This window comes from Candidatus Woesearchaeota archaeon, assembly GCA_018303405.1.
Lineage (GTDB): Archaea > Nanobdellota > Nanobdellia > Woesearchaeales > JABMPP01 > JAGVYD01.
Window position 1 is genome coordinate 116,874 of record JAGVYD010000009.1, and the last position, 12,416, is coordinate 129,289.

Below are 12,416 nucleotides of genomic sequence, written 5' to 3' on the forward strand. Positions count from 1 at the left end.
ATATATAAATGTTACGATTTTGTATACTGGTTTAATATTCTGTAAGATTTTTAAATTATTTTCATATATAAAATGAAAAGGTTAATTCAGAACTTGCAGTGGAAACCGCATTTTAAGGTGAAAAAAGCCTAGACAACAAAAGTTTCTATGTAGGCAGCAACAAAAATCAGGACTGCCGCCAGCACCATGACAATAAGTGAATCTGTCAGGACATGGTGAAACCTTTTGGAAAAAAGCTTTTCACGAATCATGGCTTTTGACAGGATTCCACCGACGATAGCGGCTGCAAAATAACTCAAGGCTTCTGTGAACATGTGCGGGAATGAGGGAAGGAGAATGTGCGTAAATCCATAAAAAAGGTCATTGGCCTGGATTGACTGCCTGGACATGAAGCCAAACACCGCTCCCCATACAGATGCGTTCCAGTTAATGAACAGGATGGAGCCGGCGCCATAAACAAGCGACAGGAAAAATGACACAACTAAAACAAGAAGATTGTTTCTGAGTATTTTCCAGAAAAAGGCATGCTCTGCCGAGGCTGCTGCACCAGTTATTCCTGCAACTTTCAGCTGCGGTGAAAAATAGGACAAGGTGACCACATCAGGGAATACAAATGAAAAGAAAAGATATGTTGAAAATATCCCAAAGAACATGAATATGTAAATTTCAAAGATATCCTTATGGTCCTTGAATAATAGTCTCAGGGAAAATTTCTTCTCCCTGACCTCCTGGTTCTCTTCTATGGCCAGGAGCTGGTTTAGGGAGGGGATGAGCAGGATTGAGGTAAAAGCGATGGACATTATTCCAACACTGGTGGGAAAAATCATTTTTGCGCTTATCAGGCCAATCAAAGAATACAAGAACCCAAGAAGGAAGGCGTAATTTGGCTTCTTTTCTATGAATCGCAGCTTTATAAATTGCTCAAACACCAAATTTTCACCTCATTTTAATTTACTATTGAATATCCGCCAAGGAAAATTTCAGATGCACTGTGCATCCTTGATGTCAAAATTCATTCCGGGAATAAATAGTTTTCTATAGTGCTCGTTGGGGTCTTGCTAATGGGCTGCCTGGGAGTAATCGACAGCGGCGAAAGCACTATGGCTGGCTGTGCCAAGCCTTTAGCGGCCAGTGATTATCTCAATCACATCCCTGTGCTTGAGCAGGTAATCTTTTCCAACTGTTTGCTTCCGCTTTACATCGACAGCCCGTATAAAATGCTTGCCTATGTCGGTATGAAGCCGGAAGGCAAAGTCAAGGGCTGTTGAATTGGCTGGCATGAGAAAACAATCTGGGATAAAATTCCCGTGCTGGTCCTGGAGCTTGCCCACGCCTCCGGGAAAAATGGCGCAATAGCGGAGCAAATCAAAAATAGCGGAATCAAGTATCTGCTGCACCCCTGTGCCATTGTGATTGGCCATATAGCCCTTGATAAAATCCAGGGCTTTTTTCTGTGCGTCACTGAGGGGCACTGATTCTTTGACAGCAAAGCCTGCTGACCCGGGGACATATGAAATCAGGTCATGTTTTGCAGCCTCCCGAAGTGCAAGCTCGCTTTCTGCGCTGCACGGCACAAACGTGTAATCAGGAAATTCCTTCTGCAGCATTTCAAAGTTTTTCTGGGATACTGAAACGTCCATCTTATTGCATGCAATTATCATTGGCTTGGTCAATTTTCTGAAAGCGGTTGCAAGACCCTTGAGTTCCATTGGCTGCCATGAAGAAGGGGTTTCCCTGTTGAGCTTATGGTCTTCAATGAGCCTGTCGGCCATTTCCTCAGTCACGCCAAGGCCAGAAAGCTGCTTTGCTATGGCCTTGTGTATTTGCTGGTGCTCCTGCTGGATTTTCCTGGCAAACTTTTCCCAGCCGCGCTCAAGTATGCCATAGTACCACATGTCAATTTCTGTTTCAAGAAACCTGACATCATCCGCCGGGTTATGGCTGCCTGTCTCAACAGGCTCGCCGTGCGCATTAAGGCTTCCTGAAGTGTCAATGATATGTATAAGAACATCTGCCTGCCTTAAGTCATCCAAAAACTGGTTGCCCCTGCCCTTGCCAAGATGGGCATCAGGAACAAGGCCTGCTACATCTATAATCTGGACAGGCACGAAACGCATATGATTCGTGCAAAACCCTTCCCTGGGATTGCATTGCACATTAAATTCCTTGTCAACGCATTCCACGCGGACATAGCCAATTCCTGTGTTAGGCTTGATGGTCGTAAACGGATAATTGGCAATGGCTGCCTCTGCCAAAGTCGCAGCCTTGAAAAAAGTGCTCTTCCCTGCGCTGGGCTTGCCCACCAGTCCAATTTGCATGGCTTTTAGAAAAGTGTGTGGATTAATAAGTTTATCATTTTGGCTTGGAACCATGGCCTACAGAAAATTTAATATACTGTTGGTAATAATATTGGTTGGGATATGAATGGCTAAGCCAATACCATTGGGAATAACTGTAGCGCAGTATGAAGTCAAGCTACAGGAAAGGCCATTTAGCCTGAAGCACCTGTATTTGATGCTCCATGAATGGTTCATCGAGAAGCAGTATGTTGAAAGCGACAAGGACCCTGATTTTCCTGAAATAATGTATTATGAGGCAAGGGGGCAGGAGCATGGCAAGGAAGTGTGGGTCAAGTGGAGATTCAAGCATGCGCCCCAGCACAACAAGTTCTACAGGCTGCTGTTGAATGTGGATTTGCACGGCCTTGGCCTGACTACTGTGGAAGTGGTGCAGGACAACAGGAAATTCAAAATGGAAAAGGGCGAATTCTGGGTTTCCTGCCAGGCGATTCTGGAAGTGGACTATGAGAACAAGTGGCGCAATCATCCGCTGCTAAGGCATTTCCTGACAACATTCTGGAAACGATTTATATGGAAAGACCTGGAAAAACACAGGCATCATTTGCTAATGGATGCATACGAACTGCAGAATCTGGTCAAGGAATTCCTGGAAATCAAGAGGCCCATTGCGCACACAAAGCCTTATTTTGCGCCAAGAGGGTTGAAGACTCAGATTGAATAGGGAATGTTCAACCCGGCTTGCGGCTCAAAAGTTTTATAAAGCGCCATCCTTCTCTCAGACACGGATTAATGGCTTGGATTTGGACTTTCCCTGATTTTTCAGCAATTTTTTGCCAAAAAAATTGCCTCCGTAGCATAGTAGCTATTGCGCTTGCCTTGTAAGCAGGAGGTCGAGGGTGCAACTCCCTCCGGAGGCTTAAATGCTTATAGAAATCCAAGGAATATTGTCAATAAAATTTAGATTGGTTTCATGAAAATGAATTTCAAAGCCTATTCAAGAGGATATAATGCCTGCTTATTCACAGCAGCAGCATGAGCACGATTCCTTGCTGCCCTTTTCCTTCATGCTTTTTTTCTTGGAAGCTGGCTTCTTTGCATTCTTATCCATAATTTCACCTCGCAATTATTGGCTGGCGGTAAGCTATTTATTATTTTGCCTTATGATTAAAACAATAACTTGATACGAAGGGATACCCGCGCGATCTGGAACCCCCTCGCTGGCCACTTGGTTTATGGACTAAATGACAATTAATATATATCACAAGCAAATACTCAAAAGCATGATTAATGACAGGCTTGAAAGGGCATTGGCAGCGTATGACAAGAAGGATATTGATGCCAGCAAAAAGGCCCATGAAAAAGGGGTAATCGAGAAAAGCCTTCATGGAAAAAGCTTTGGCGGCAAATATATAGGTGATTTTGTTTATGGCGGCCTGGATGGCACTGTAACAACATTTGCCATTGTATCCGCGGTCCAGGGCGCTGCCCTGAATCCAGGGATCGTCATCATCATGGGTTTTGCCAACCTGCTTGCTGACGGATTTTCAATGGCAACCGGCAATTACCTTTCGACCAAGGCCGAGCTTGAATTCCAAAATGAGGAAAGAAAAAGGGAAGAATGGGAAATTGAGCATGTGCCGGATGGAGAACGCGAGGAAATAAGGCAGATATACAAAAAGAAGGGGTTTAAAGGCAAAGACCTTGACAAGGCAGTGGGTATTATCACTTCCGACAAGAAAATCTGGGTTGACACAATGATGATGGAAGAGCTGCACTTTTCGCCTACGGAAAAGCGGCCATGGCAAAGCGCACTTGCCACCTTCTCGGCATTCATACTGGCAGGGTTTGTGCCAATATTGTCATTTGTGATGGCCAAATTCTTTCCTGGCCTGATGCCAAATGTTTTCGGCATTTCGGTGTTCCTGACGGGATTAATTTTATTTTTGGTCGGAAGCGCCAAAGTCATGGTAACAAAGCGAAATTGGTTCAGGAGCGGAATTGAAATGCTAATTGTCGGAGGGCTGGCTGCATCTGTTGCCTATTTTGTGGGATATTTCTTAAAAGGAATGGGAGTATAGGTGCACATGCCAGGCAACGACCTGCAAGGAAAGACTTTTTAAACAGGTATTGCAACCTGTAAATCATGCCCGACAAAACAGACCCAAAAAAGACATATGCTCTGCTGGAAAAGAAGTACAGGTTGCCAGATTACAGTTTTCTGCAGCAGAATTTTGACATTGACATGATAGAGCCGGAACGCTTAACCCTGAGGGAAGTCAGGAGAAAAATGCACGAGAAAATAGAATGGATAGCAAAAGTCCTGGAGTCCTGGCTTCAGCCCGACACCAACCTTCAAAACCTGTATGAGGTTGGCATATTTAATGAAGAGGACAAGAAAAAGGTTTATCTCATTTACAAGGAGCTAATGTCTTTGCATTCTTCATCCCTTATCCTGGAAATCCAGGGGAATGATGAGCTCAATGCAGAGTTTATACGCGATTTTGGAGACAGATGGAAAATACTGAGGACACAGGTATTGAAATATTTTGAGAATGTCAAGATTGGATGGAACAAAGAGTCACAAATAGAGGAAAAACTGGGTTATTTTGGCTAGTGCATTTTTTGAGGTGCAAAGATGGCAGGGATTATTCTTTTGGGACCACAGGGCTGTGGCAAAGGCACCCAGGCTGAACTGCTGGTAGAGAAGATGGGCATTCCGTATATCTCCACAGGGAATATCCTCCGTGAAAATATCCAAAAATCCACCCAACTGGGGCTCGAAGCCAACAAGTTTGTAAAGGAAGGGAAACTGGTTCCTGATAGCGTTGTGATAGGCATAGTCAGGGACAGGCTCTCAATGGATGACTGCAAAGATGGCTTCCTGCTGGATGGCTTTCCGAGGAACCTGAGCCAGTCCAAGTCCCTTTCAGATATTGCAAAAATAGATGCCCTGATAGAAATAGACATTTCTGATGCTGAGGCAATAAGGAGGATATCAGGGAGAAGAACCTGCAAATGCGGCGCTGTTTACCATACGGCCTACAATCCGCCGAAAAAGAGGGATGTGTGCGATAAGTGTGGAGGCAGGCTCTACCAAAGGGAAGATGACAAAGAAGAAGCCATCAGGAAAAGGCTCGAGATTTATCACAAAGATACAAAGCCACTGACAGATTTCTATAAGGAAGTGCACATCAAAATCAATGGCGAGCAGGCAATTGAAGATGTTTTTGAGGACATTATAAGCCAGCTCAAACTGAAAAAATTGATATGAGGAGCAGCCATCTGCCCCACGGGACTTATTCAAGGGACCAATGAAAAAATCAGTTTATTTCAAAAGCAGAGGGATAAAAGTCAGTGCTGTTCTGAGCAAGCCAAAAAATATGATGCTTAATGATTTTGCCATTGTTTTTTGCCATGGGCTTTCCAGCAATAAAGATGGCAGCACAATCCGTGGATTAAGCAGAATGCTTAACAGAAAAGGCATCTGCACTTTTGCCTTTGATTTTTCCGGGCACGGTAAAAGCATGGGCAAGTTCAGCGAGATCACGCATGACACGGCATTGCAAAACCTGGCTGATGCAATTGCCTGGCTTAGAAAAAATGGATTCAAAAGATTCGGGATTTATGGCTCAAGCTTTGGCGGAGCGGTTGCAGTTGATTTTGAATCAGGGGAAAATGCGTCGAATTTTCTGGTATTGAAATGCCCATTATCAGAATATGGCAAACATATGCTAAAATCATTCAAGACCAGCAAGGCAGCATGGGAAAGAAAAAAATCCATCAAGACAGGATTTGGCACAATTGATTTTGCATTCTTCAAAAACGGCGCGAAACACAATCTATACTTGCGCGCAAACAAAATCAGAGTCCCGGCATTGATTGTACATGGCGACAAAGACGCAACGGTGCCCATTTCACACGCAAAAAAACTTTTCTCAAGCCTGGATGGAGAAAAAATGATGGTAACCATAACAGGGGCAGACCATGAGTTCAGCGGAAAAAAGAGGAAAAAGGACATGATGATGGCAATCTATAACTTCATCATCCATTCACTGCCCAAACATTGATTTAATCACAATTGTTGCATAGCTTCCTTTTGGCAGGGAGAATGAAACCGTGCATTTTTTCTTCCCGGTGTTCAAATCGTCGTCTTCTAAATCTGAAATAGTGAGATTTTGGACATCGACAAATGCCTTGCGCAAATGGCCCTCGCTGCTCAGGCCAGGCAATTCGCGTATGATAAAATCACGCTGCCTAATTCCATACTTTGATAATAGCTCATTCAATTTATGCATTAGAGATTCTTCATTTATTTCAGTGCCAAACCCCACCAAGGGAAGCTCTTGCTCGCTGCTTTTATTTTCCGGAAAACAAAATTCCATACCATTGTCGATAAATTCCCTGTATTTCCCCTTGCCTGATTTTATACAAGAGCATAAAAGCTCATTGAAAATTTTGCTTTGGACACTGTGGACAAAAATCATCAAAAGCCTTTTATCAAGAGTGCGTATTTGCCTTATTGGATCTGAGTGCCCATGCATTGTATCGACATCATGTTTTTGCAGTTGCTTTGTAGCTGTTAAAAGGCTTAATGCATCATTCCATTTCTTCTGTATTATTGATATCCCGATTTGAAAATTAGCAGTTGAAAATCTCTGCGTATCAAAATAATTTGGAATGAAAGAAATTTTGTTGTGGATGGCATTTGCGTCAAGGTTTCGAACCACTATCTCAAAATTATTTCCTGAATTATCACCCAGATTAATCCGCTCATGGCCTCTGCCAAGATATTTAAGAGACAGGTTGCCAAGCTCAACAGGCTGTTTTTGGATTATTCCTTGGATAGAGATTACTTGCTGAGTCTGCGCCCTTTTATCCTTGTTGCCGGCATAGCCAAACTTTTTCTTCTCGATGCCGAAATGCCTCGCGAGCCGGGATATGGCCTCGCCTGTGGATACCCCTTCCTTTTCAAGGAGATAATATGAATAAGTGCCATTATCCCCGAAGTCCGGCTTGAGGTCCTCTAGTACCCTGAAATCAGCATTAACCTGCTTTATTTTGTACATATCGGCTAGAAATGGGAAAGATTTTAAAGCGTTTGCCCGCATATTGTTCCAGTGCATAATGGAGAACAGTGGTTCGGAGGGCCAAATGCAATGAGCGCCTCCTTAAGTGCGGTATCAAATGACACTCCATTTGCGCCCGTAGCGCAGCCTGGAAGCGCGATAGCCTCCTATTTGGTCTGACGCCCTAACACTTTTTGGGCGTCCCCAAAAAGTAAGCTATAGGTCCGGGGTTCGAATCCCCGCGGGCGCGTTTTAATTTCGCTGTAAAGTGAAACTTATGTAAGACGAAATTATGCGCGAAAAGCGGGAAACGAACGGAGCAAAGCGAAGTGACTATTCCCGCGGGCGCGTTTAAAGCACATAAGCAAATGGACATAGATCATTATGCTAAGCCTAATCCATATCCCGGAAGGGTACAGGATGTTTCGCCGTGCGGGAAGAATCAGGCGTGACGGCTACATGAAATATCCCGGCAGTGCGGCTGAGATCTGCCTGCAGATAATCGAGCACTGCTGGAACAGGGAAAAGAAATATTTCCAGGTGAGCAGGGGCAATTATCCTGAATTCTATTGCAGGGATTTTGGCATATGCACTGAGGCGCTTATCAGGCTAGGCCAGAAAAACAAGGTTGCCATGACATTGGAATATGCGCTGGATACCTTCGCAAGGCATGGCAAAATCACACAAATCATTTCGCCAAATGGCAAGCCCTTTGAATTTCCGAGCTTTTCATCAGACGCTTTGCCTTTTCTGCTCCGCAGCCTTAACCTTGCGGGTGCCAGGGATTTAATCATGAAACACAAGGATTTTCTGAATAAGGAGATAATGAAATATTATAAAAGGGTTTATGACCCCAAAACAGGGCTTGTCAAGCCTGACCGGAACATCAGCGGCATGAAAGACTATGCCCTGAGGGTCTCCCCGTGCTACCACAACTGCATGATGGCCATGCTCGCCGGTGAAATTGGCAAGGCAAAGCTCAATAACCCATTCAGGGGGATGAATTTCAAGAAAAGGATTAAGGACAATTTCTGGAAAAAGACGCATTTCATAGATGACCTGTCAGGCAACAATGCAATAACTGGCGATGCAAATGTGTTCCCGTTCTGGTGCGGCATTTTTACAGAGAAAAAGATGCTTAAGAGTGTCATCCAGACAATGCGCAGGAATGAGCTGGATTATCCAGTTCCTCTTCGCTATTTTCATAAGAAAACAAGGGAACATGACATGATCTGGCAAAATATTTTTGCAGGGGATTGGGAGCATGATGCCTGCTGGCTCCATCTTGGGATGTGCTATCTTGATATTGTCAAAGAAGGCGATTCAAAGATGTATGCCTTTTATCTGGACAAAGTTAGCGGGATAGTGGAGCATTATCAGAATTTCTATGAGGTTTTGGAGCCTAATGGCAAGCCTTTGATGGGCAGATTTTATTGCTCAGATGATGGGATGCTGTGGAGCTCAATGCTGCTGAGGCACCTGGTGGGAGCATGAAGCTTAAAAGCATAACCAGCTTTGACGGGACAAAGATTAGCTATGCATTCAACAAGCCGGTGAAGAATAGCAGAAAATTCCTGGTATTCCTGCACGGCGACGCGAGCAATTATACTGTGTATAAACCATTCCTTTCAAAGTATAGGGAACTGAACTGGATTGCGCTGAATATCAGGAATCATGGTGGGTCAGGGAGGGGCAGCATTAGTATTGGAAATATGGTCGAGGACCTCCATATTGTCTTGAAGCATGAAAATGCCCAGGAAAGCGTGCTGATTGGCAATTGCCTCGGGGCTGCAATTGCAGTTGAATTCACCAATAGGTATAAAGGAATGGCACATTCCCTGATACTTATTACGCCATTTTCTTCCGAGACTGTCAGGCTGCCATGGCTGTTCAGCGTCTTATCGTCATACATGCTTATTTTCATCAGGCCATTTTCCAAGAAAAACCGGGCATTGAGGCTAAACGACTTCCACAAATACAAAAATAAGCCATTCTGGTATAGGCCGAGCCTTGACATCAGGGGGACATCCTTGACAAACGGCTTTACAGTAATAAAGCTCTTGATAAACACAAAAATGAATCTGGAAAAGATCAAAAAAAAGGTCCTGATAATACTTTGCGAAAAGGATATTTTCATAAGGAAGAGCGCTGTTTACAACATCGCCGAGCAGAATGACCTCATCAGGGTCAAGATAATACGGTCAGGCCACAATCCGCTGACACAAAATCCCAGAGAGCTCTTAAGAGCCTGCAAGGCGGCAATTGGATGAATGGGACAATGGGATAAAGATGATAAGCATAATAATACCGGCGCATAATGAGGAAATGTATATTGACGGGATTCTTTCAGACCTCAAGAGGCAAAGGCACAAGGATTTCGAGGTGATTGTCTCCGACGACTTCTCAGAAGATAGGACGGCGGCCTTGGCAAGAAAATCCGGGCTTAAAGGGATAAGGGTGATTGAGCACAAGAGCAGGAATGCCTCGGCTGCAAGGAATATTGGAGCAGGAGCTGCAAAAGGGGAAATCCTTGCTTTCATAGATGCTGACACCAGGATTTATGACACACATTTTATCGAAAAGATAGAGGAAGCATTCAAGGAAAACGGCGCCGGAGCCTGCTCAGTGAAGATAATGGTCAAGCCAGGCGAAGCTATTTGGCTCGACAATGTGATGCAGGGATTCTTCAATTTCAACGTCTGGTTTTCAAATAAAATTGGGCTTTGGGGATCCAGGGGGGAATGCCAGATAGTGAGAAAGGACCTGTTCATAAAAGCAGGCGGCTATGTTCCCGAGATATACGTGGCTGAAGATGTAGAACTTTTCAAGCGACTCATGAGATTTACAAAACTGACATACCTCAACAATATTACAGTCTATGAATCTGCCAGACGCTACAGGAAGGAGGGATATTTCCTTACAACAATTAGGTACTGCTACAATGGCCTGTATGCATTTGTATTCAAGAAGTCCATATCAAGGCAGTGGAAGCCAATACGATAATTACCAGCTGTGCGGCATAAGAGGGCTTGAATTCATGATGCATCAATGCTTTATGGGCGCCAGGCCCAGATAGACTTTTTCAAGTTTTTCAACGCATTTTTTCAGATTGTGCTTGAGCGCCTCTTGCCTGGCTGCTTTTGATGCTTTTGCGTAAAGCCCTGACGAGCAGAGAAGCCTGACTGCATACTGCGCCATTTCCTGCGCATAATTTTGCCTTGCCACATATCCATTTATGCCATGATGAATCACGTCCGGCACGGCAAACCTGTCAACCCCTATGCATGGCAAACCACAGGACATTGCCTCAATTAAGACCAGCCCCTGGGTTTCCATCGGGCTAGCTGTCATGAAAATATCGCTCTGCCTGTAGTAGCCACCCAGCATTTCCTGTTTCATAAACGCGATAAAGCTGACATTTTTTGAAAGCCCCAGCTTTTCAGACAGGATTTTGATTGAGCCCAGTGCGGGCCCTTGCCCGATTATTGTCAGGTGTGCGTCAGGAACAGATTTTATGACATGGCTGAACGCAAAAATCACCAGATCAACCCTTTTCTCATAGCTAACTCGTCCAACGTAGAGTATTTTTCGTGGCTTTTTTGGAAATTTTCTTTTATTTGCAAAGATTTCCACCTTTATCCCATTAGAAATCGGCAAAATTGGCTTTTTCAGACCCCTGCTTTCCAATTCGCCTTTTATTGATGGCGAAGGAGTGACTACCAAGTTGCACTTGTTATAAAGCCGGATTGTTGTCCTCCAAATCGTGCGTTTCATGAAACCGTCTTTTTTCGGCGGCAATGTCTGGCTCATTTTATGAGGGATGATATTTTCAATCAGTCCGTTGATGCCGAAAAGGTTCAGGGGGGAAAGGTATTTTACAAATTCCGATGCAAGGGTGTGGTATGTGCCGACCAAAGGGAGCCCCAGTTTTTTTGCTATCCTGGCGCCCAGATAGCCAAGTGTTGAATAGGTCTCAATATGGATGATGTCTGGCTTGAACGACCTGACTGATTGCAGGCATTTCCCATAAAGTGGAAAAACAAACCTAAAACTCCTGTAAGTAGGCATGCTAACTGAAAATATTCTTTGAACGGTAACATTCTTGGCAAGATTCATTTCCTTTGATAATCCGTAGTCTGGCGCCACAATTAGGATTTCATGCCCCTTTCTTGCCAGTATTTCAACGCAATTCGCGATTGCTATTGATACACCATCGACATTCGGATAGAAGGTGTCTGTGAATATGGCGATCCTCATAGTCCATTATTTGATAATCCTGTTTAAATATTTTTGCGAGGGTTTATAAAGTAACATATTATAACTGGATAATAGTCAAAAATTGGGGAATGGTGCATGTGATATTCAAATGATATGTCATTGAGGAAAAATAAATTACGAAAAATAAGCTATGGCGCGTTTTGAAAAATTGATACTGGGCAACAGGAAGGAATCACATGGAAAAAAGCAAACTCAACATGCAGAACCAGTTGATTTTTGCGAACATCATTTTTGGTGCGATCCTTGTGATGAGCTTTGTTGCCATACTCAACATCAAAAATTCGTTGGGAATAGCGATGTTCACCGCTGCCATGATCACGCTTTTTTATTTTTGGTGGGGCTATGTTTATTTTATCATGAGTGTGAAGCCCAGCTGCACCATACAAGAATATTTTTTTGACTATCTCATGGTATTATTGCTCATCGGCCTGTTTTACATACCCATGATTGGCCTTGAAAACAAGGCCGTCATCTGGCTTCTTGACTGCCTAATACTTTTTGTCCTGTCCGTTATAAAATATTATATTGCCAACAAGACTGAAAAAAACAGGAAGAAAAAGGAATTTGTGGATAAAAAGATGAAGACAAATTCATTGGCAACTGTTGCACTTATTTTGTTTCTAGTGATCGCGACAAAATTCAAGCTTGAACTTCTTGCAGTATGGCTTGTTTTCATCATGGAGTTTACACACATGATTTATGTAAGCTTCTTCAGCAAGATTTATGAAACTGAATGAGTTTTGGTATAAGGCAAGGTTAAGAACCTTGTAAA

Annotated in this window: 13 protein-coding genes and 2 tRNA genes; 11 read left to right on the forward strand and 4 right to left on the reverse strand. The window is 43.6% G+C overall.

The window, feature by feature from the left end; all coding sequences use genetic code 11:
- Positions 1 to 128: 128 nt before the first annotated feature.
- A complete protein-coding gene (locus J4227_02140) occupies positions 129 to 929 on the reverse strand; it encodes a stage II sporulation protein M (protein MBS3109306.1) in 801 nt (266 codons plus the stop codon).
- A 192-nt stretch (positions 930 to 1,121) separates the two neighbouring features.
- A complete protein-coding gene (locus J4227_02145) occupies positions 1,122 to 2,318 on the reverse strand; it encodes a redox-regulated ATPase YchF (GenBank protein MBS3109307.1) in 1,197 nt (398 codons plus the stop codon).
- A gap of 106 nt (positions 2,319 to 2,424) precedes the next feature.
- Between J4227_02145 and J4227_02150 the strand changes: the two genes are divergently transcribed.
- The 6 genes from J4227_02150 to J4227_02175 all read left to right on the forward strand — a co-directional run bounded on the left by J4227_02150 (position 2,425) and on the right by J4227_02175 (position 6,367).
- Positions 2,425 to 3,021: a hypothetical protein gene (locus tag J4227_02150; protein MBS3109308.1), complete on the forward strand. Its 597-nt coding sequence runs from the start codon at positions 2,425 to 2,427 to the stop codon at positions 3,019 to 3,021.
- Positions 3,022 to 3,144: 123 nt separating this feature from the next.
- Positions 3,145 to 3,217 (forward strand) — tRNA-Thr (locus J4227_02155).
- A gap of 363 nt (positions 3,218 to 3,580) precedes the next feature.
- Positions 3,581 to 4,378, forward strand: a complete 798-nt coding sequence (locus J4227_02160; protein ID MBS3109309.1) for a VIT1/CCC1 transporter family protein — start codon at positions 3,581 to 3,583, stop codon at positions 4,376 to 4,378.
- A 65-nt stretch (positions 4,379 to 4,443) separates the two neighbouring features.
- Positions 4,444 to 4,914 carry a hypothetical protein gene (locus J4227_02165; protein ID MBS3109310.1) on the forward strand — a complete coding sequence of 157 codons (471 nt, stop codon included), beginning with the start codon at positions 4,444 to 4,446 and terminating at the stop codon, positions 4,912 to 4,914.
- 21 nt (positions 4,915 to 4,935) lie between these two features.
- A complete protein-coding gene (locus tag J4227_02170) occupies positions 4,936 to 5,571 on the forward strand; it encodes an adenylate kinase (protein MBS3109311.1) in 636 nt (211 codons plus the stop codon).
- A 40-nt stretch (positions 5,572 to 5,611) separates the two neighbouring features.
- Positions 5,612 to 6,367, forward strand: a complete 756-nt coding sequence (locus tag J4227_02175; GenBank protein ID MBS3109312.1) for an alpha/beta fold hydrolase — start codon at positions 5,612 to 5,614, stop codon at positions 6,365 to 6,367.
- Here the strand turns inward: J4227_02175 and truD are convergent.
- A complete protein-coding gene (truD, locus tag J4227_02180) occupies positions 6,350 to 7,366 on the reverse strand; it encodes a tRNA pseudouridine(13) synthase TruD (protein MBS3109313.1) in 1,017 nt (338 codons plus the stop codon). The two genes, J4227_02175 and truD, sit on opposite strands and share 18 nt — an antisense overlap.
- A 132-nt stretch (positions 7,367 to 7,498) precedes the next feature.
- On the opposite strand from truD, the gene J4227_02185 reads away from it, so the two are divergent.
- The 4 genes from J4227_02185 to J4227_02200 all read left to right on the forward strand — a co-directional run bounded on the left by J4227_02185 (position 7,499) and on the right by J4227_02200 (position 10,369).
- A tRNA-Arg gene (locus J4227_02185) sits at positions 7,499 to 7,616 on the forward strand.
- Between the two features lie 134 nt (positions 7,617 to 7,750).
- Complete coding sequence (locus tag J4227_02190) at positions 7,751 to 8,860, forward strand: hypothetical protein (GenBank protein MBS3109314.1); 1,110 nt, start codon at positions 7,751 to 7,753, stop codon at positions 8,858 to 8,860.
- Positions 8,857 to 9,636, forward strand: coding sequence for an alpha/beta hydrolase (locus tag J4227_02195; GenBank protein MBS3109315.1), 780 nt, complete (start codon positions 8,857 to 8,859; stop codon positions 9,634 to 9,636). Before J4227_02190 ends, J4227_02195 begins: the two co-directional genes overlap by 4 nt.
- Entirely contained in the window at positions 9,629 to 10,369 is a 741-nt protein-coding gene (locus tag J4227_02200; protein MBS3109316.1) for a glycosyltransferase, read from the forward strand. Before J4227_02195 ends, J4227_02200 begins: the two co-directional genes overlap by 8 nt.
- Positions 10,370 to 10,411: 42 nt before the next feature.
- Here J4227_02200 and J4227_02205 read toward each other — a convergent pair whose 3' ends face one another.
- Entirely contained in the window at positions 10,412 to 11,623 is a 1,212-nt protein-coding gene (locus J4227_02205) for a glycosyltransferase (GenBank protein ID MBS3109317.1), read from the reverse strand.
- Positions 11,624 to 11,820: 197 nt separating this feature from the next.
- Here J4227_02205 and J4227_02210 point away from each other — a divergent pair, with 197 nt between their 5' ends.
- Entirely contained in the window at positions 11,821 to 12,381 is a 561-nt protein-coding gene (locus tag J4227_02210; GenBank protein ID MBS3109318.1) for a hypothetical protein, read from the forward strand.
- The last annotated feature ends 35 nt before the right edge of the window (positions 12,382 to 12,416 follow it).